Raw genomic sequence first — 19,441 nt, 5'->3', positions numbered from 1 at the left:
ATGTATAATATTCGACGCATTATAGCGTAGTGCGCGTCAGTTGTAGGGTCGCCATTGATGGCGACCTTTGCGCTCAGGTGCGCATCAATGCGCACCCTACGGCGCGATGTAAATCTTCCTGTCTGATTAAATTGAGTGATGTTTTTCTATGCGTCTTAATCCCGGCCAACAACGTGCTGTCGAATTTGTCACCGGTCCCTGTCTGGTGCTGGCCGGTGCGGGTTCCGGTAAAACCCGCGTGATCACCAATAAAATCGCCCATCTGATCCGTGAATGCGGCTATCAGGCGCGCCATATCGCGGCGGTGACCTTTACCAACAAGGCGTCGCGTGAGATGAAAGAACGCGTGGCGCAAACGCTGGGACGCAAAGAGGCGCGCGGCCTGATGATCTCAACCTTCCACACGCTGGGCCTGGAGATCATCAAGCGCGAATACAAGGCGCTCGGCATGAAATCGACCTTCTCGCTGTTCGACGATCAGGATCAGCTGGCGCTGCTTAAGGACCTGACCAAACAGTGGCTGGAAGAAGATAAGACCCTGTTGCAGCAGCTGATTTCCACCATCTCCAACTGGAAAAACGACCTCGTCGATCCGCAAGGCGCGGCCGGCCTCGCCAAATCGCAGCGCGACCAGATTTTTGCCCACTGCTACGCGCTGTACGATCAGCATCTGAAAGCCTGCAACGTGCTGGATTTCGACGATCTGATTCTGCTGCCGACCCTGCTGCTGCAGCGGAATCAGGAAGTGCGCGAACGCTGGCAACAGCGCATCCGCTATCTGCTGGTGGATGAGTATCAGGACACCAACACCAGCCAGTATGAGCTGGTGAAGTTGCTGGTCGGTGCCCGGGCGCGCTTTACCGTGGTCGGTGATGACGATCAGTCTATCTACTCGTGGCGCGGCGCGCGGCCGCAGAACCTGGTGCTGCTGAAAGAGGATTTCCCGGCGCTGGAAGTGGTGAAGCTGGAGCAGAACTACCGCTCGACGCAGCGTATTCTTAAATGCGCCAATATCCTCATCGCCAACAATCCGCACGTGTTTGAAAAGCGGCTGTTCTCTGAGCTGGGCGAGGGCAGCGAGCTGAAAGTGCTGAGTGCCAACAACGAAGATCACGAAGCCGAGCGCGTAGCGGGCGAGCTGATTGCCCATCACTTTATTAATAAAACCCAGTACAAAGATTACGCCATTCTTTATCGCGGTAACCATCAGTCGCGCGTGTTTGAAAAGCTGCTGATGCAAAACCGTATTCCTTATCGCATCTCCGGCGGCACGTCGTTCTTCTCGCGGCCGGAAATCAAGGACTTGCTGGCCTATCTGCGCGTGCTGACCAATCCGGAAGATGACAGCGCGTTTCTGCGCATCGTGAACACGCCGCGTCGTGAGATCGGCCCCGCGACGCTGCAGAAGCTGGGTGAGTGGGCCAATCTGCGCAACAAAAGCCTGTTTAACGCCAGCTTTGATATGGGGCTGGAACAGACGCTTTCCGGGCGCGGGCTGGAGCATCTGCAGCGCTTTACCCACTGGCTGAATGAAATCGTTCAGCTCACCGAGCGTGAACCGGTGAATGCGGTGCGCGACCTGATTCGCGGCATCGACTACGAAAGCTGGCTGTTCGAAACCTCCCCCAGCCCGAAAGCGGCGGAAATGCGCATGAAGAACGTCAATACGCTGTTTCAGTGGATGACCGAAATGCTGGAGGGCGACGAACTTAACGAGCCGATGACGCTGGCGCAGGTGGTGACGCGTTTTACCCTGCGCGACATGATGGAGCGCGGCGAGAGCGATGAAGAGCTCGATCAGGTCCAGTTGATGACGCTGCACGCCTCGAAAGGGCTGGAGTTCCCCTATGTCTATCTGGTGGGCATGGAAGAGGGGCTGCTGCCGCATCAGAGCAGTATCGATGAGAACAATATCGAAGAGGAGCGTCGCCTGGCCTACGTGGGCATCACTCGCGCGCAGAAAGAGCTGACTTTTACCCTGTGCCGCGAGCGCCGTCAGTACGGCGAGCTGGTGCGTCCGGAACCAAGCCGCTTCCTGCTGGAATTGCCGCAGGATGATGTGGCGTGGGAGCGTGAGAAAAAGGTGATCAGCGCCGAAGAGCGGGTGAAAACCGGGCAAACGCGTGTCGCCGGCTTACGTGCGATGCTGGAGAACGCGAAGAAGGGGTAATGGTTTCGTCACAGCCGCAAGACTGGCCTCTGGCGAAATCTGTTGCGCGCGCCGCAGAGGCAAAGCGCCCGGCAAAGCAAACTTCACTCGCGTAAAGGCGCAGTTGCCGGGCGTTTTTCAACGCAGCATCAGCAGGTTCGATCAGGAAATCGTCAGCAGCCAGTGCACATACGACTGGTAATGGCTCTCCTGCTCCAGCAGCTCGGCGCGCAGCGGATGCGCAGCCAGCCAGCCTGCCGGCAGCGTCAGATGCAGCGCATCATCATCCGCCTGCAGACGCACCGCCGGCAGCGTGTCGTCGCGCCGCCGGCTGGAGAAGATGATTGCCAGCCGCAGCAGACGGCTCAGCCGCTCTGCCATGCGCGGTGGCACGGCGTTTTGCTGCGTCAGCAGCGCCAGATCAATGCTGCCGCTCTGGTTCTGCAGCAGGCAGGCCAGCATTTTTTTCTGTGCGGGGGTGAAACCAGGAAGATCGAGATGGCGAATCAGATACGCGGCGTGCTGCGGTGCCTGGCGGAAATCGACGCTCAGGCCAATTTCGTGGATTGAACAGGCGCTGAGGAGTAAATCGCGACATCGCTGATCCAGCTTCCAGCTGCTGCTCACCTGACGGAAAAAGCTCTCTGCCAGCTGGCGCACGCGGCCCGCCTGCTCAACATCAATGGCGAAACGACGCTGAACGTTCTGCAGCGTGCGGCTGCGAATATCGCGGTCAATCGGCAGATGAAGCATGCCGTACACCAGCCCTTCGCGCAGTGCGCCGCCGGCCAGCGTCATGCTCTCAATGCTCAGCTCGTGGAAAATGGCGATCAGAATCGACAGGCCGCTGGGAAACACCAGCGCACGCTCCAGCGTCAGGCCTTCAATCTCCAGCTCCTCCAGCTTGCCGCACTGGATGGCACGCTGCTTAAGCTGCTGCAGTTTGCTCAGAGTGATGCGCTCATCCATGCCCTGCGCCACCATGATCTCCTGCAGCGCCTGGACGGTGCCGGACGCGCCCACGCAAATCTGCCAGCCTTTCTCTCGCAGTGCCGGCGCAATCGGACGGATCATTTCACGTGCGGCCTGTTCGGCCTGGGCAAAGTTCTCTTTGGCGAGATGACGATCGCTGAAGAAGCGCTCCAGCCAGGTCACACAGCCCATCGACAGGCTAAACAGCGTCGTGGCATGCGCACCTTCGCCGGTCACCAGCTCGGTGCTGCCGCCGCCGATATCGACTACCAGCCTCTGGTCAGAGCCGCCGGTGGTATGCGCAACACCCTGATAGATCAGGCGCGCTTCTTCCTCACCGCTGATGACGTTCACCGCGCAGCCGAGAATTTGTTCCGCCTGAGTCAGGAAATCCTGCGCGTTGCTGGCAATGCGCAGCGTGGCGGTTGCCACCACGCGGATTTGTTCCGGGGGAATGTCCTGCAACTGCTCGGAGAACAGACGCAGGCACTGCCAGCCGCGCTGCATCGCCTCAGCCGAGAGATGGTTGGCCGCATCAAGACCTGCCGCCAGACGCACCTTGCGTTTAATTCGCGCGACGGTCTGAATACTGCCGGACACTTCGCGCACCACCAACATATGAAAGCTGTTAGAACCTAAATCAATCGCAGCATAAAGTGACGATGCGCTTAGCATGTGTGCTTAACCCGAACGTTTACGGTTGTTGTTGCGCGGGGCACCGCCGCGACGGTTGCTGTTGTTGCCACCGCGACGTGGACCGTTGCCAGAGCGGTTACGCTGCAGGCGTTTCGGTGGCGGCAGGTCGCTCAGCAGGGCGTCGCTGTTGTACTTGCTCACCGGAATACCGTGACCGATGTACTCTTCAATCGCCGGCAGGTTGAGCGCGTACTCTTCACAGGCCAGGCTGATGGAGTGACCGCTGGCGCCAGCACGACCGGTACGGCCAATGCGGTGCACGTAATCTTCGCGATCGTCCGGCAGGTCGTAGTTGAAGACGTGCGTAACTGCCGGGATGTGCAGGCCGCGCGCGGCGACGTCGGTGGCAACGAGGATATCCACATCACCTTTGGTGAAGTCGTCCAGAATGCGCAGGCGTTTTTTCTGCGCCACGTCGCCGGTCAGCAGGCCTACGCGGTGACCATCGGCAGCCAGGTGGCCCCAGATATCTTCACAGCGGTGCTTGGTGTTGGCGAAGACGATGGCGCGATCCGGCCACTCTTCTTCCAGCAGGGTCTGCAGCAGACGCATCTTCTCTTCGTTCGAAGGATAGAACAGCTCTTCTTTAATGCGGTGGCCGGTTTTCTGCTCGGGCTCAACTTCAACGTATTCGGCGTTGTTCATGTGCTCGAACGCCAGTTCACGTACGCGATAAGAAAGCGTGGCCGAGAACAGCATACTCAGGCGCTGGGTGGCCGGCGGCATGCGGCGGAACAGCCAGCGAATGTCTTTAATGAAGCCGAGATCGAACATGCGATCCGCTTCATCCAGTACCACGACCTGAATGGCGCCGAGGTTGATGTGATTTTGTTTGGCGTAGTCAATCAGGCGTCCGGTGGTGCCCACCAGAATATCGACGCCGTCTGCCAGCACTTTCAGTTGCTTGTCATAGCCGTCGCCACCATAGGCCAGGCCCAGCTTCAGACCGGTGGCCTGCGCCAGCGGCTCGGCATCGGCATGAATCTGCACCGCAAGCTCACGCGTCGGTGCCATGATCAGCGCGCGTGGCTGATTAACCTGACGGCCTTCAGCAGCAGGATGAGAAAGAAGATAATGAAACGTTGACGTCAGGAACGCCATCGTTTTGCCGGTACCGGTTTGCGCCTGACCCGCGACATCACGCCCTGAAAGCGCAAAAGGCAACGCGAGCGCCTGAATCGGCGTGCAGTTATGAAAGCCTTTTTTATCAAGGGCTTCCACTACCTGTGGGTGCAGGGCGAAGTCGGAAAACTTCTGTTCTGTTAAGTGTGTTTTGCTCATAGTGTGGTAGAATATCAGCTTACTATCGCTTTACGAAAGCGTATCCGATGAAATAAAGTCAACCTACGTTGGTATATTTTACGCCAATTCGCCAGGCATAATCTTTGGAGTTAAACATGAGCAGCGATAAAATCGTTCACCTGACCGATGACAGTTTCGACACTGACGTGCTGAAAGCCGACGGTGTGACGCTGGTAGATTTCTGGGCTGAATGGTGTGGTCCTTGCAAAATGATCGCCCCGATTCTCGACGAAGTCGCAGAAGAGTACGACGGTAAGCTTACCATCGCCAAGCTGAACATTGATGAAAACCCAGGTACTGCGCCAAAATACGGTATTCGCGGTATCCCGACCCTGCTGCTGTTCAAGAACGGCGAAGTGGCGGCGACCAAAGTGGGTGCGCTGTCTAAAGGTCAGCTGAAAGAGTTCCTGAACGCTAACCTGGCCTAAGCCCGGCGCGGTGTTTGTTCGGCAGTGGTGAATTTTTTCGCCACTGCTGGACGTCTCCCTTCAGGCGTGTTAAGTTGACCTCACTGCATTACGCACTTACCTTGTAGTTTGCATCTAAAGTTTTCCCTTGTCAGACCCAGCTCGCATTGAACGTTTTCGTGGTTTGGCAATCTGACGGCTAGCACATTCGGCATCACCTTTCGACCGTCTCCTCGCTTCCTATCGCCACATCTGACGATAACCGTCGAGCAGCGTTGAAAAAGAGCCATTAACAGGCATGGAATTTTTGCCATACCATTCACGACAAACATTTCGAGAATTACCCCGAGTTTAAGAACCCATCACTATGAATCTTACCGAATTAAAGAATACGCCGGTTTCTGAGCTGATTACTCTCGGCGAAAATATGGGGCTGGAAAACCTGGCGCGTATGCGCAAACAGGACATTATTTTCGCCATCCTGAAACAACACGCGAAGAGCGGCGAAGACATCTTCGGTGATGGTGTGCTGGAGATACTGCAGGATGGATTTGGTTTCCTCCGCTCCGGAGACAGCTCCTACCTCGCCGGTCCCGATGATATCTACGTTTCTCCCAGCCAAATCCGCCGCTTCAACCTCCGCACTGGTGACACCATTTCTGGCAAAATCCGCCCACCGAAAGAAGGTGAACGCTATTTTGCGCTGCTGAAAGTTAACGAAGTTAACTACGACAAGCCAGAAAACGCCCGTAGCAAGATTCTGTTTGAAAACCTGACGCCGCTGCACGCGAACAACCGTCTGCGCATGGAGCGTGGTAACGGTTCGACCGAAGACCTGACGGCGCGCGTGCTGGATCTGGCATCGCCAATCGGTCGTGGTCAGCGTGGTCTGATCGTCGCACCGCCGAAAGCCGGTAAAACCATGCTGCTGCAGAACATCGCGCAGAGCATCGCGTACAACTATCCTGACTGCGTGCTGATGGTGCTGCTGATTGACGAGCGTCCGGAAGAAGTAACCGAAATGCAGCGTCTGGTGAAAGGCGAAGTTATCGCGTCTACCTTTGACGAACCGGCCTCGCGTCACGTGCAGGTTGCAGAGATGGTGATCGAGAAGGCTAAGCGCCTGGTCGAGCACAAAAAAGACGTTATCATCCTGCTGGACTCCATCACCCGTCTGGCGCGCGCCTACAACACCGTAGTGCCGGCGTCGGGTAAAGTCCTGACCGGTGGTGTTGACGCCAACGCCCTGCATCGTCCGAAGCGTTTCTTCGGTGCGGCACGTAACGTGGAAGAGGGCGGCAGCCTGACCATCATCGCCACCGCGCTGGTTGATACCGGTTCGAAGATGGACGAAGTGATTTACGAAGAGTTTAAAGGTACAGGTAACATGGAACTGCACCTGTCACGTAAAATCGCTGAGAAGCGCGTGTTCCCGGCTATCGATTACAACCGTTCCGGTACGCGTAAAGAAGAGCTGCTCACCTCTCAGGAAGAGCTGCAGAAGATGTGGATCCTGCGCAAAATCATCCATCCGATGGGTGAAATTGATGCAATGGAGTTCCTCATCAATAAACTGGCAATGACCAAAACCAACGACGAATTCTTCGATATGATGAAACGCTCGTAATCTGTTGCCGCCGGTAACGGCCTGAGCCAGCCGGCTAACGGCACAAAATGCCAGGATTTATGACTAACGCCACGTCTTAACGTGGCGTTTTTCATTTGTGGGCATTAGGATTATGCCTGTCAGGAAGCAGACATATTGACTGAGGCAGCAAAGCGGCGGTTTTTTCAGCAAACGCACGCGCTGCGACAGAATTCAGACCAGGGATATACAGCAATGGCGGGAAAATTGCTTATTGTTGTCCATGATTTTAGCTGAGAGCGTTAACGTGAATTTACTCACTATGAGTACTGAGCTTGGTTTAGTTTTTCTTTTTTCTTTAGCGTTCCTGTTTTTTGCTCGTAAAGCGGCTAAAAAAATTGGGCTTGTGGACACGCCGAATTCCAGAAAACGACACCATGGCGCCATTCCGTTAGTCGGCGGTATCTCCGTGTATGCGGGGATTTGCTTCGCCTTTGCCATCTCAAATTATTATCTGCCGCACGCCGTACTGTACCTTTTCTGCGCCGGGGTACTGGTGCTGGTCGGCGCGCTCGATGACCGCTTTGATATCAGCGTCAAAATCCGTGCCGTGGTTCAGGCGGCGATTGCCATCGTGATGATGGTCGGGGCAAAACTCTATTTACTGAGCCTGGGGTTTATCATTGGTCCGGTCGAGCTGATCGTCGGGCCTTTCGGCTATGTGCTGACGCTGTTCGCGGTATGGGCAGCGATCAATGCTTTCAATATGGTGGACGGTATTGATGGTCTGCTGGGTGGCTTATCCTGCGTCACCTTCGCTGCGATGGGCATCATCCTCTACTTTGACGGACAGACCAGCCTGGCGATGTGGTGCTTCGCGATGATCGCCGCCACCATTCCCTACATTCTGCTTAATCTCGGCTTTTTAGGCCGCCGTTATAAAGTCTTTATGGGTGATGCCGGCAGTACCATGATCGGCTTCACCATCATCTGGATTCTGCTGGAAACGACGCAGGGCCTCAGCCATCCCATCACGCCAGTTACCGCCCTGTGGCTGATTGCTATTCCGCTGATGGACATGGTGGCGATCATGTATCGTCGTCTGCGCAAGGGCATGAGCCCGTTCTCGGCCGATCGTCAGCATATCCATCACCTGATCATGCGGGCCGGTTTTACCTCCCGGCAGGCATTTTTATTGATTACCGTGGCCGCCGCGCTGCTGGCCGGGATTGGCGTGCTGGGCGAATATCTGGCATTTATTCCCGAGTGGGTCATGCTGGCGCTGTTCCTCGCTGCTTTCCTCCTTTACGGTTATTGCCTGAAACATGCATGGCGCGTCGCGCGCAAAATCCGTCGTATCAAACGTCGCTGGCAAAGCAGCGGCGAAGAGAAAAAATAATTACCCAGATAAGTACCCGGATAAGGACACTTTTGTTATGACCTCTGTCGTTGTGGAGAACGAACTGGATGTACGCGGCCTCGGCTGCACGCTGTGGCGTGGCAAAGGCTGGATTATTGGCCTGGCGCTGCTGTTTGCGCTGCTGGCGTGGCTGGCTTCCATGTTAATGAAGCAATCCTGGAGCGCCACGGCGGTGACCGATCGGCCGACGGTGAATATGCTGGGCGCATTCTTTGTGCAGCAGCAGTTCCTCAATAATCTGGATGTGCGCAACGAGACCGTCAGCCTGAATACGCCTGCGCCGACGGTGATGGATGAGGTCTATCAGGAGTTCACCATGCAGCTGGCGTCGTGGGATACGCGTCGTGATTTCTGGCTGCAGACTGATTACTATAAGAGCCGCAAAAGCGGTAATGCGCACAATGATGCCGCGCTGCTCGACGATCTGATCACCAACATTCAGTTCACCCCGGCCGATGCCACCCACAATACGCTGGATAACATTAAGCTGATCGCGGAGACCGCCGGCGACGCCAACAATCTGCTGCGGCAGTACATTGCCTATGCCAGCGAACGCGCCGCGCGCCATCTCAACGATGAGCTCAAAGGTGCGTGGCAGGCGCGCAGCGTGCAGCTGCAGGCGCAGGTCAGTCGTCAGCAGGAAGTGGCGCAGGCGGTGTTTGATCGCCGTCGCCAGCGCATTGAGCAGGCGCTGAAAGTGGCCAGCCAGCAGGGCATTAAAGAGAACCGCGCGCCGGTCAGCGGAGAAGCGCTGCCGGACAGCGATCGCTTCCTGCTGGGGCAGCAGATGCTGCAGGCGCAGCTGGATACCCTGCAAGCCAGCGGACCTGCTTACGATTTAAGCTATGATCAAAACAGGGCGATGCTCAACACACTGCAGGCCGGACCGCGCCTGGATAAACCGTTCCAGACCTACCGTTACCTGCGCACGCCGGAAGAGCCGGTCAGCCGCGATAGCCCACGTCGTCTGTTTATGATGGTGATGTGGGGCGCGATCGGTGCGCTGGTGGGTGCCTGCGTAGCGCTGGTGCGTCGTCCGCGTGCAACCTTCGCCAACCGTCACTAAGAGAATCCGCGTGAAAGTTCTGACTGTATTTGGCACGCGCCCTGAAGCGATCAAAATGGCTCCGCTGGTGCAGGCACTGGCGCAGGATGCTGCCTTCGAATCGCGCCTGTGCGTGACGGCACAGCATCGTGAAATGCTTGACCAGGTACTGCGCCTGTTCCGGCTGCAGCCCGACTATGACCTCAATATTATGCGGCCCGAACAGGGGCTGACCGAGATCACCAGCCGCATTTTGCAGGGCATGAAAACCGTGCTGGCGGACTTCCAGCCAGACGTCGTGCTGGTGCACGGCGATACCACCACCACCTTTGCCGCCAGCCTGGCCGCGTTTTACCATCAGATTCCGGTGGGCCACGTTGAGGCGGGTCTGCGGACCGGTAACCTGATGTCACCGTGGCCGGAGGAGGCCAACCGCACCCTGACCGGCCATCTCGCCAGCTATCACTTCACGCCGACAGAAAATTCCCGGCAAAACCTGCTGCGCGAAAATCTGCCCGATGCGCGCATTTTCGTAACCGGCAATACGGTGATCGACGCGCTGCTGTGGGTACGCGATCGCGTGCTGGATGATGCCGATCTCAATGCCCGCCTGGCGGCGCGTTACCCGTTCCTTGAGGCCGACAAAAAGCTGATTCTGGTTACCGGCCATCGGCGCGAAAGCTTTGGCGAAGGCTTTGAACGCATCTGCAGCGCGCTGGCGCAGCTGGCGCGTCAGCATCCGCAGCTGCAAATTGTCTATCCGGTGCACCTCAACCCTAACGTCAGCGAGCCGGTGAACCGTATTCTGAGCGGTATCAACAACATCATTCTGATTGAGCCGCAGGAGTACCTGCCGTTTGTCTGGCTGATGAATCGCGCCTGGCTGATTCTTACCGATTCCGGTGGCATCCAGGAAGAGGCGCCGTCGCTGGGCAAACCGGTGCTGGTGATGCGCGAAACCACCGAGCGGCCGGAAGCGGTCGCGGCCGGTACGGTGAAGCTGGTCGGCACCGACGTGAATAAAATTGTTGCTGAAGTCAGCCTGCTATTGCAGGACGACGAGGCGTGGCAGGCGATGAGCCGCGCGCACAATCCGTATGGCGACGGCCATGCCTGCGCGCGCATCCTGCAGGCACTTAAACAACACAGAGTTTAACTATGCGTTTTTCAACCATTTCCGTTATCGGACTGGGCTACATTGGGCTGCCGACGGCAGCCGTTTTTGCGTCGCACGGGAAACAGGTCATCGGCGTGGATATCAATGCGCGCGCGGTGGAAACCATTAATCGCGGCGAAATTCATATCGTCGAGCCTGAACTGGGCGACGTAGTACGTGCAGCGGTGCACAACGGCAACCTGCGCGCCACCACCCAGCCTGAAGCTGCCGACGCCTTTCTGATTGCCGTGCCGACGCCGTTTGTCGGCGATCATCAGCCGGATCTCAGCTACGTGCAGGCGGCTGCGCTGTCGATTGCGCCGGTGCTGAAAGCCGGCGATCTGGTGATCCTCGAATCAACCTCGCCGGTGGGCGCTACTGAACAGATGGCGCAATGGCTGGCGGCGGCGCGCCCGGATCTGCGCTTCCCGCAGCATGGCGAGCAGCCTGACGTGTTTATCGCTTACTGCCCCGAGCGCGTGCTGCCGGGGAAAGTAATGGTCGAGCTGCTGGAAAATGACCGCGTAATTGGCGGCATGACGCCGGCCTGTTCGGCGCGCGCCAGCGAGCTGTATCGTATTTTTCTGCGCGGCGAGTGCGTGGAAACTAACGCGCGCACCGCAGAGATGTGCAAGCTGACGGAAAACAGTTTCCGCGATGTGAACATCGCGTTTGCCAACGAACTGTCGCTGATCTGCGCCGAACAGGGGATCAACGTGTGGGAACTGATTGCGCTGGCGAACCGCCATCCGCGCGTCAATATCCTGCAGCCGGGACCGGGCGTTGGCGGCCACTGCATTGCGGTCGACCCGTGGTTTATCGTGGCGCAAAACCCGCAGCAGGCACGGCTGATTCGAACCGCGCGTGAGGTTAACGATGCCAAGCCGGGCTGGGTGCTGGATCAGGTTAAACAGGCGCTGGCCGAGTGCCTGACGGCCAGCGGCAAGCGTGCCACGGACGTGACCATCGCCTGCTTCGGTCTGGCATTCAAACCTAATATCGATGACCTGCGTGAAAGCCCGGCGATGTCGGTGGCGCAGCGTATTGCGGGCTGGCACAGCGGCCGCACCTGGGTGGTCGAGCCGCATGTGGCGGATATTCCGCCGCAGCTCGCCGAACGCGCTACGCTGGTGTCGCTGGCTGATGCCCTGCAACACGCCGACATCCTGGTGATGCTGGTCGATCATGCGCAGTTCTGCGCCGTCACCCCTGAACAGGTGACGCAGCCGTGGATTGTGGATACCAAAGGAGTCTGGCGATGAAACAGTTTTTAGTCACCGGCGGCGCCGGTTTTATTGGCTCCGCGCTGGTGCGCTTCCTGATTGCCAATACCGACCACCGGGTGGTGGTGGTGGATAAGCTGAGCTATGCCGGCAATCTGGCGTCGCTGGCACCGGTTGAGCAGGATGCACGCTTTGCTTTTGAGCAGGTCGATATCTGCGACCGCGCCGCGCTGGATCGCGTGCTGGCGCAGTACCAGCCGGACTGCATCATGCATCTGGCGGCAGAGAGTCACGTGGACCGCTCGATTGACGGGCCAATCGCCTTTGTCGAAACCAACATTGTCGGCACCTACCAGCTGCTGGAGGCGACGCGCCAGTACTGGAACGGCATGACGGATGAGCGCAAGAAAGGCTTCATCCTGCACCATATCTCCACTGACGAGGTGTTTGGCGATCTGCACGGCACGGAAGATTTCTTTACCGAAACCACGCCGTACGCCCCGAGCAGCCCTTATTCGGCGACCAAAGCCAGCAGCGACCATCTGGTGCGCGCGTGGCTGCGCACCTACGGACTGCCTGTGGTGGTCACCAACTGTTCCAACAACTACGGGCCTTATCATTTCCCGGAAAAACTGATTCCCCTCACCATTATCAATGCGCTGGCCGGTAAGCCGCTGCCGGTGTACGGCAACGGCAGCCAGATTCGTGACTGGCTGTATGTGGAAGATCACGCCCGCGCGCTGTACACCGTGGTCAGCAGCGGCAAAGTGGGCGAGACCTACAACATTGGCGGCCACAACGAGCGGCGCAATATTGAGGTGGTCGAGACGCTGTGTGATTTGCTGGATGAGCTGGCACCGCAACAGCGCGCTGCCGGGCTGAGCAGCTACCGGGAACTGATCACCTTTGTTCACGATCGTCCCGGCCACGACCTGCGCTATGCCATTGATGCCAGTAAAATTGCCCGTGAACTGGGCTGGACGCCGCAGGAAACATTCGACAGCGGCATCCGCAAAACCGTGCAGTGGTATCTGGCCAATCCGCAGTGGTGGCAGGCGATTCTCAACGGTAGTTATCGCGGCGAGCGTCTGGGCTTAGCCACCCCGCGTTAAGCGCGCATGCAGGAGGAGCAACGATGAAAGGTATCATCTTAGCCGGTGGCTCGGGCACGCGCCTGCACCCGATAACCCGGGCGATATCCAAGCAGCTGCTGCCGGTGTACGACAAACCGATGATCTACTATCCGCTGTCGGTGCTGATGCTGGCGGGGATTCGCGACATTCTTATTATTACCACGCCGGACGATCGCGCCCATTTTGAGCGGCTGCTGGGGGATGGCAGTGAATTTGGCCTGCAGCTGCAGTATGCCGAGCAGCCGAGTCCGGATGGCCTGGCGCAGGCCTTTATCATCGGTGAATCCTTCATTGGCGACGACAGCTGTTGTCTGGTGCTGGGCGACAATCTCTACTTCGGCCAGGGCTTCAGTCCGAAACTGAAAAAGGTGGCCGCGCGCAGCCACGGTGCCACGGTCTTTGCCTATCAGGTCATGGATCCGGAACGTTTTGGCGTGGTGGAGTTTGATGACGACTTCAACGCGCTGTCGATTGAAGAGAAGCCGCAGCAGCCGAAATCGCGCTGGGCAGTCACCGGCCTCTACTTTTACGACAACCGCGTGGTGGATTTTGCGAAGCAGGTGCAGCCTTCGGCACGCGGCGAGCTGGAAATTACCGCCATCAACCAGATGTATCTGGAGCAGGGCGAACTGGCGGTGGAGCTGCTGGGGCGCGGCTTTGCCTGGCTGGACACCGGCACCCACGACAGCCTGATTGAGGCTAGCGTGTTCGTGCAAACGGTTGAGAAACGCCAGGGCTTTAAAATTGCCTGCCTCGAAGAGATTGCCTGGCGCAACGGCTGGCTGAGCGATGAGCAGCTGCTGGCAGCGGCACAGGCGTTGACCAAAACCGGCTACGGCCAGTATCTGCTGGATATTCTTCATGCCCGTCCGCGTCAGTATTGATCCCCTTGCGTGGGAGAGCGACTTCTTCCGCTGCGCCACGGCGCGGCTGACGCTGGACGGCGATGTGCCGCTGGCCGAGGCGCTGCAGCAGCCTTACACGCTGTGGCAGGTTAAGGTGCCGGCGCAGGACAGCGCGGCGATAGATGCGCTGAGCCAGCACGGTTTTCAGCTGGTGGAAGGCGAAGCGGATCTGGCGATCAATATCAAACGCACCGAACGGCAGACCGGCGTGCGCATCGCGCGCGAAGCGCAGATCCCGCAGCTGCGCGCGGCAGCGGCCCAGGCGTTTAGCCAGAGCCGTTTTCGTGCCCCCTGGTTTGACGCTGAAGACAGCGGCCGCTTCTACGCACAGTGGATTGAGAACGCGGTGCGCGGCACTTTTGATCACCAGTGTCTGATCGCCTGCGACGAGCAGGGCGCGCTGCAGGGTTTCGTCTCCATGCGCGAAGTCGCCGGTGATGCGCGTATCGGTCTGCTGGCGGTGCTGCCGGCGGCGCAGGGCAACGGCGTCGGTCAGCGTTTGCTGCTGGCAGCTGCCGACTGGGGCCGGGTGCGCCAGCTCGAGCGTCTGCGGGTCGCGACCCAGCTCAGCAATCTTACGGCGATGCGCCTCTATTTACGCAGCGGTGCCCGGCTGGAAAGCACCGCCTACTGGTTTTACAGGAAAGCCTGATGATCCCATTTAACGCGCCCCCGGTTGTGGGCACTGAAGTTGACTATATGCAGTCGGCGATGGCCAGCGGCAAGCTGTGCGGCGACGGCGGCTTTACCCGGCGCTGTCAGCAGTGGATGGAGCAGCATTTTGGCAGCAAAAAAGTGCTGCTGACGCCCTCGTGCACCGCTTCGCTGGAGATGGCCGCGCTGCTGATCGATATCCAGCCCGGCGATGAAGTGATCATGCCGAGCTACACCTTTGTCTCCACCGCCAACGCCTTCGTGCTGCGCGGTGCCACCATTGTGTTTGTCGACGTGCGCCCGGATACGCTGAATATCGACGAAACGCAGATTGAAGCAGCAATCACGCCGAAAACGCGCGCCATCGTGCCGGTACATTACGCGGGCGTGGCGTGCGAGATGGATACCATCATGGCGCTAGCGGCGAAGCACCAGCTGTATGTGATTGAAGATGCGGCGCAGGGCGTGATGTCGCAGTACAAAGGGCGCGCGCTGGGCACTATCGGCCATATCGGCTGCTTTAGCTTTCATGAGACGAAAAACTACACCGCTGGCGGTGAAGGCGGCGCTACGCTGATCAACGAGGCGAAACTGATCGAGCGTGCGGAGATCATCCGCGAAAAAGGCACCAACCGCAGCCAGTTCTTCCGCGGACAGGTGGATAAATATACCTGGCGCGATATTGGTTCCAGCTACCTGATGGCGGATTTGCAGGCGGCTTATCTGTGGGCACAGCTGGAAGCGGCGGAACGCATCAACCAGCAGCGTCTGCGCCTGTGGCAAAACTATTACGACGCGCTGCAGCCGCTGGCGGCCAGCGGACGCATTGCGTTACCGGCGGTGCCGGCCAGTTGCCGTCACAACGCCCACATGTTCTATCTCAAATTGCGCGACAGCGAGGATCGCCAGGCGCTGATTAACTGGATGAAGGAAGCGGAGATCCTCACCGTGTTCCACTATATCCCGCTGCACTCCTCACCGGCCGGCACGCGTTTTGGCCGCTTCCACGGTACGGATGCGTTCACTACGCGCGAGAGCGAGCGCCTGTTGCGGCTGCCGCTGTTCTACAACCTGTCGGACAACAACCAGCGTACGGTAATCAGTTCGCTGCTGAGCTTCTTTGCCTGATGTCGTTAGCCAGAGCCTCAGTGTGGACCGCCTCGTCCACGCTGGTAAAAATTGTCGCTGGCCTGCTGGTGGTGAAACTGCTGGCGGTGAGCTTCGGCCCCGAGGGCGTCGGCCAGACGGGTAACTTTCGCCAGCTGATTACCGTGCTCGGCGTGCTGGCCGGCGCGGGTATCTTTAACGGCGTAACCACCTATGTCGCGCAGTTCCGCCAGCAGCCGGCGCAGCTGCGTGCCGTGACCGGCACCGCGTCGGCAATGGTGCTGGGGTTTTCCACACTGCTGGCGCTGCTGTTCCTGCTGGCGGCGGAGCCCATCAGCCGGGCGCTGTTTGGCCACGCCGCCTGGCAAAACGTGGTGCGCATCGTCGCTTTTTTGCAGCTGGGTATTGCCTGGGCCAACCTGACGCTGGCGCTGCTGAAAGGTTTTCGCGATGCGCGCGGTAACGCGCTGGCGCTGATCGCCGGCAGCCTGATCGGTGTGGTGGGTTATGTGCTGTGCTGGTGGCTGGGTGGCTATGCCGGTGCGCTGGTCGGGCTGGCGCTGGTGCCGGCGCTGCTGGTCGGGCCGGCGCTGTGGATGCTGCGACGCCATCGCGAGGAACTGCCGCTGCGCTGGCTGATGCCGCAGTGGCAGCCGGCGCTGGCGCGTAATCTGGCCAAATTTACCCTGATGGCGCTGATGACGGCCGTGACCCTGCCGGTAGCCTGGGTGATGATGCGTAATCTGCTGGCGCAGCAGCAGGGCTGGGCGCAGGTCGGGCTGTGGCAGGGCGTCACCAGCATCTCCGATGCGTATCTGCAATTTATCACCGCCACGTTCAGCGTCTGGCTGCTGCCAACGCTGGCACGGCTGGAGCATAAAGCTGACATCGCGCGCGAAATTGGCCGTGCGCTGCGCTTTGTGCTGCCGGCGGTGGCGGCGGCCAGCTTTTGCGTCTGGCTGCTGCGCGATGTCGCCATCTGGCTGCTGTTTTCCCCGCAGTTCAGCGCTATGCGCGATCTTTTTGTCTGGCAGTTGTGCGGTGACGTCTTTAAAGTAGGCGCCTATGTTCTCGGATACCTGGTGATCGCCAAAGCCTCACTGCGCTTTTATATTCTCACGGAAATCAGCCAGTTTGTGCTGCTGACCGCCTTTGCGCACTGGTTGATCCCACTGCACGGAACGGCGGGCGCGGCGCAGGCTTATATGGCGACCTACGTGCTCTACTTTGCCCTTTGCTGTGGCGCTTTCTTGATTTATTGCCGGAAAAAATGACGCTATTTCACGTGCTGGGCTCCGATATCCCGCATCACAATCACACGCTGCTGCGCTTCTTTAACGACGTCATGAGCGTTGAATCGCCAGCCGACGCGCCGCGTCAGTTTATGGTGGTGTCGGCCGCGCCGGATACCCTGCTGGCCTATCCTCAGCTGCAGATCGACGTGTATCCCAGCAAGCGCGCGCTGGCGCAGGCGGTGATCGCACGCGCCGCCGATCGCCGTCAGCGCTTCTTCTTTCACGGCCAGTTCAATCCGCGCCTGTGGCTGGCGCTGCTCAGCGGCAAGCTGCGGCGACAGCAGGCGTTCTGGCACGTCTGGGGCGCCGACCTCTATGAAGAGGGCGCCGGGCTAAAGTACCGCCTGTTTTATCTGCTGCGGCGTATCGCCCAGGGGCGCATGGCGCAGGTGTTTGCCACGCGCGGCGATCTGCACTTTTTCCAGCAGCGCCATCCGCGCGTGCCCACTTCGCTGCTCTATTTTCCAACGCGTATGCCGGAGGCCGCGATACCCGCCCCTGCCGCCAGCGACAGCTTTACCATTCTGCTCGGCAACTCGGGCGATCGCAGCAACCGGCACATTGAAGGATTGCAGGCGATTCGCCGCCAGTTTGGTGAGCAGGTTAACGTGGTGATCCCGCTCGGTTATCCGGCCAGCAACTATGAGTACATCGATGAGATTGATGCTGCCGCGCAGCGCCTGTTTCCGCGCGGCCAGGTGACGCTGCTGCGCGACAAAATCGACTTCACTGCCTATCTGCAATTGCTGAGTCGCTGTCAGCTCGGTTATTTTATGTTCGAGCGTCAGCAGGGCATTGGTACGCTGTGCCTGCTGATTCAGGCCGGCATTCCGTTTGTGGTTAACCGCAAGAATCCGTTCTGGCGTGATCTGAGCGAGCAGGGGCTGCCGGTGTTATTTAGCGCTGATGCGCTGGATCGCACGCGCGTGGCGGAGGCGCAGCGTCAGCTGGCGCAGTGCGATCGTTCCGCTATCGCCTTTTTTGCCCCGGGCTATCTGGCGGGATGGCGCCACGCGCTGGCGGAGAGTGAAAGGGAGTCTACATGAGCCTGCTGCAGTTTAGTGGTCTGCTGGTGGTGTATCTGTTTTCGCTGGGCTTCATTCTGACGCTGACCTGGCGCGAATTTAAACGGGTGCGTTTTAATTTCCACCTGTTCTTTACCCTGCTGTTTTTGCTGACCTTTTACTTTGGTTTCCCGCTGACCAGCGTGCTGGTATTCCGCTTTAACGTCAGCGTGGTGCCGGCAGACTATCTGCTGCAGGCGCTGCTGGCCGCCACCAGTTTCTACGCCATCTATTACGTCAGCTACAAAGTGCGGCTGCGGCCTGCGCAGGCGGAGCCGCGCAAACCTTGGCTGACGATGAACCGGGTGGAAACCCATCTGACCTGCCTGCTGCTGGCGCTGGTGGCGGTGGGAACCGTCACGGTGTTCTTTATGCATAACGGCCTGCTGCTGTTCCGGCTGTCGGCCTATAACCAGATCTTCTCCAGCGAAGTGTCCGGCGTGGCGCTCAAGCGTTTCTTCTACTTCTTCATTCCGGCGATGCTGATCCGCTATTTCCTTAATCCTACCCAGCGCCAGTGGCTGCTGTTTTTGCTGATCACGGTGGCGTTTGGTCTGCTGACCTATGCGCTGGTGGGCGGGACGCGCGCCAATATCATCATCGCCTTTGCGCTGTTCCTGTTCATCGGCATTACGCGCGGCTGGATTACGCTGTGGATGCTGGTCGGGGCCGGCGTGATGGCGATTGGCGGCATGTTCTGGCTGGCGCTGCGTCGTTACAATCTGGATGTGGTGGGCGATGAAGCGTTTTACACGTTTCTCTATCTGACGCGCGACACCTTTTCGCCGTGGGAAAACCTTGCGCTGCTGCTGCAGAATTACGACAAAATCGATTTTCAGGGGCTGGCCCCGATCTGGCGTGATTTCTACGTGTTTATCCCGGGCTGGCTGTGGCCGGATCGGCCATCGATGGTGCTCAACAGCGCCAACTATTTCACCTGGGAAGTGCTGAATAATCACTCCGGGCTGGCGATTTCACCTACGTTGCTCGGTTCGCTGCTGATCATGGGTGGCGCAGGTTTTATTCCCCTTGGGGCGATAGCGGTCGGGCTGTTGATGAAAGGGTTTGATTCTCTCTACCAGCAGGGGCGCGAAGCCGGCAACCGCTACAGCGGTGCCATTTTGCAAAGCTTCTGCTTTGGCGCGGTGTTCAATATGATCGTGCTGGCGCGCGAAGGGCTGGATGCCTTCGGCTCGCGCGTGGTGTTCTTTTGCCTGATTTTCGCCGCCTGTGTTGGGCTGGCGAAGTTACTTTTCTGGCTGTTAGCGCGTGCCGGGCTGATTCGCCCGCGCGCGGAGCCAGTTTTATCGCGCTCTGCTTAACCTCCG

Annotated in this window: 16 protein-coding genes; 14 read left to right on the top strand and 2 right to left on the bottom strand. The window is 58.7% G+C overall.

Translation table 11 applies throughout. The features are described from left to right. The first annotated feature begins 148 nt into the window (after positions 1-148). On the top strand, positions 149-2,170 hold the full coding sequence (rep, locus tag E7738_RS13185; protein WP_058758096.1) for a DNA helicase Rep: 2,022 nt from the start codon (positions 149-151) through the stop codon (positions 2,168-2,170). A 141-nt stretch (positions 2,171-2,311) separates the two neighbouring features. Here rep and ppx read toward each other — a convergent pair whose 3' ends face one another. Next, positions 2,312-3,796, bottom strand: coding sequence for an exopolyphosphatase (gene ppx / locus E7738_RS13180; protein WP_031279616.1), 1,485 nt, complete (start codon positions 3,794-3,796; stop codon positions 2,312-2,314). A gap of 6 nt (positions 3,797-3,802) precedes the next feature. Continuing rightward, a complete protein-coding gene (gene rhlB, locus E7738_RS13175) occupies positions 3,803-5,098 on the bottom strand; it encodes an ATP-dependent RNA helicase RhlB (protein ID WP_031279615.1) in 1,296 nt (431 codons plus the stop codon). A 116-nt stretch (positions 5,099-5,214) separates the two neighbouring features. Here rhlB and trxA point away from each other — a divergent pair, with 116 nt between their 5' ends. The 13 genes from trxA (at position 5,215) to wzyE (ending at position 19,435) form a co-directional block, all read left to right on the top strand. Next, positions 5,215-5,547, top strand: a complete 333-nt coding sequence (gene trxA / locus E7738_RS13170; protein WP_021313352.1) for a thioredoxin TrxA — start codon at positions 5,215-5,217, stop codon at positions 5,545-5,547. Between the two features lie 346 nt (positions 5,548-5,893). Then, complete coding sequence (gene rho, locus E7738_RS13165) at positions 5,894-7,153, top strand: transcription termination factor Rho (protein ID WP_021506991.1); 1,260 nt, start codon at positions 5,894-5,896, stop codon at positions 7,151-7,153. A gap of 280 nt (positions 7,154-7,433) precedes the next feature. After that, positions 7,434-8,510 (top strand): UDP-N-acetylglucosamine--undecaprenyl-phosphate N-acetylglucosaminephosphotransferase, encoded by a 1,077-nt coding sequence (wecA, locus tag E7738_RS13160; protein ID WP_021506990.1) that lies wholly within the window; start codon positions 7,434-7,436, stop codon positions 8,508-8,510. Positions 8,511-8,547: 37 nt separating this feature from the next. Further along, a complete protein-coding gene (gene wzzE / locus E7738_RS13155; protein WP_058758099.1) occupies positions 8,548-9,597 on the top strand; it encodes an ECA polysaccharide chain length modulation protein in 1,050 nt (349 codons plus the stop codon). A 10-nt stretch (positions 9,598-9,607) separates the two neighbouring features. After that, the gene (gene wecB, locus E7738_RS13150; RefSeq protein WP_166712334.1) at positions 9,608-10,732 is read left to right on the top strand and encodes a non-hydrolyzing UDP-N-acetylglucosamine 2-epimerase; all 1,125 of its coding nucleotides are present in this window, start codon (positions 9,608-9,610) and stop codon (positions 10,730-10,732) included. Positions 10,733-10,734: 2 nt separating this feature from the next. Then, positions 10,735-11,994, top strand: a complete 1,260-nt coding sequence (wecC, locus tag E7738_RS13145; protein ID WP_394515694.1) for a UDP-N-acetyl-D-mannosamine dehydrogenase — start codon at positions 10,735-10,737, stop codon at positions 11,992-11,994. Next, a complete protein-coding gene (gene rffG / locus E7738_RS13140) occupies positions 11,991-13,067 on the top strand; it encodes a dTDP-glucose 4,6-dehydratase (RefSeq protein ID WP_166720213.1) in 1,077 nt (358 codons plus the stop codon). The genes wecC and rffG overlap by 4 nt, the downstream gene beginning before the upstream one ends. Positions 13,068-13,090: 23 nt before the next feature. Further along, positions 13,091-13,972, top strand: a complete 882-nt coding sequence (gene rfbA, locus E7738_RS13135) for a glucose-1-phosphate thymidylyltransferase RfbA (RefSeq protein WP_166720212.1) — start codon at positions 13,091-13,093, stop codon at positions 13,970-13,972. Further along, on the top strand, positions 13,950-14,645 hold the full coding sequence (rffC, locus tag E7738_RS13130; RefSeq protein WP_058758102.1) for a dTDP-4-amino-4,6-dideoxy-D-galactose acyltransferase: 696 nt from the start codon (positions 13,950-13,952) through the stop codon (positions 14,643-14,645). The genes rfbA and rffC overlap by 23 nt, the downstream gene beginning before the upstream one ends. After that, the gene (gene rffA, locus E7738_RS13125) at positions 14,645-15,775 is read left to right on the top strand and encodes a dTDP-4-amino-4,6-dideoxygalactose transaminase (protein ID WP_021506983.1); all 1,131 of its coding nucleotides are present in this window, start codon (positions 14,645-14,647) and stop codon (positions 15,773-15,775) included. Before rffC ends, rffA begins: the two co-directional genes overlap by 1 nt. Continuing rightward, positions 15,775-17,028 (top strand): lipid III flippase WzxE, encoded by a 1,254-nt coding sequence (wzxE, locus tag E7738_RS13120; protein WP_394515693.1) that lies wholly within the window; start codon positions 15,775-15,777, stop codon positions 17,026-17,028. The genes rffA and wzxE overlap by 1 nt, the downstream gene beginning before the upstream one ends. Beyond that, positions 17,025-18,095, top strand: coding sequence for a TDP-N-acetylfucosamine:lipid II N-acetylfucosaminyltransferase (locus E7738_RS13115; RefSeq protein ID WP_058775511.1), 1,071 nt, complete (start codon positions 17,025-17,027; stop codon positions 18,093-18,095). Before wzxE ends, E7738_RS13115 begins: the two co-directional genes overlap by 4 nt. Then, entirely contained in the window at positions 18,092-19,435 is a 1,344-nt protein-coding gene (gene wzyE / locus E7738_RS13110; protein ID WP_104094224.1) for an ECA oligosaccharide polymerase, read from the top strand. Before E7738_RS13115 ends, wzyE begins: the two co-directional genes overlap by 4 nt. Positions 19,436-19,441: the final 6 nt, after the last annotated feature.

The sequence above is a fragment of the Pantoea sp. SGAir0430 genome, assembly GCF_043549295.1.
This window is presented reverse-complemented; position numbering and strand designations above follow the sequence as displayed.

Bases quoted from the DNA above. Each gene is read 5' to 3' on its own strand.
- wzzE (WP_058758099.1), top strand. From the start codon at position 8,548: ATGACCTCTGTCGTTGTGGAGAACGAACTGGATGTACGCGGCCTCGGC.
- E7738_RS13115 (WP_058775511.1), top strand. From the start codon at position 17,025: ATGACGCTATTTCACGTGCTGGGCTCCGATATCCCGCATCACAATCAC.
- rhlB (WP_031279615.1), bottom strand. From the start codon at position 5,098: ATGAGCAAAACACACTTAACAGAACAGAAGTTTTCCGACTTCGCCCTG.
- wecC (WP_394515694.1), top strand. From the start codon at position 10,735: ATGCGTTTTTCAACCATTTCCGTTATCGGACTGGGCTACATTGGGCTG.
- rfbA (WP_166720212.1), top strand. From the start codon at position 13,091: ATGAAAGGTATCATCTTAGCCGGTGGCTCGGGCACGCGCCTGCACCCG.
- rffC (WP_058758102.1), top strand. From the start codon at position 13,950: ATGCCCGTCCGCGTCAGTATTGATCCCCTTGCGTGGGAGAGCGACTTC.
- wzyE (WP_104094224.1), top strand. From the start codon at position 18,092: ATGAGCCTGCTGCAGTTTAGTGGTCTGCTGGTGGTGTATCTGTTTTCG.
- wecA (WP_021506990.1), top strand. From the start codon at position 7,434: ATGAGTACTGAGCTTGGTTTAGTTTTTCTTTTTTCTTTAGCGTTCCTG.
- rffA (WP_021506983.1), top strand. From the start codon at position 14,645: ATGATCCCATTTAACGCGCCCCCGGTTGTGGGCACTGAAGTTGACTAT.
- rho (WP_021506991.1), top strand. From the start codon at position 5,894: ATGAATCTTACCGAATTAAAGAATACGCCGGTTTCTGAGCTGATTACT.
- wzxE (WP_394515693.1), top strand. From the start codon at position 15,775: ATGTCGTTAGCCAGAGCCTCAGTGTGGACCGCCTCGTCCACGCTGGTA.
- rep (WP_058758096.1), top strand. From the start codon at position 149: ATGCGTCTTAATCCCGGCCAACAACGTGCTGTCGAATTTGTCACCGGT.
- ppx (WP_031279616.1), bottom strand. From the start codon at position 3,796: ATGCTAAGCGCATCGTCACTTTATGCTGCGATTGATTTAGGTTCTAAC.
- rffG (WP_166720213.1), top strand. From the start codon at position 11,991: ATGAAACAGTTTTTAGTCACCGGCGGCGCCGGTTTTATTGGCTCCGCG.
- trxA (WP_021313352.1), top strand. From the start codon at position 5,215: ATGAGCAGCGATAAAATCGTTCACCTGACCGATGACAGTTTCGACACT.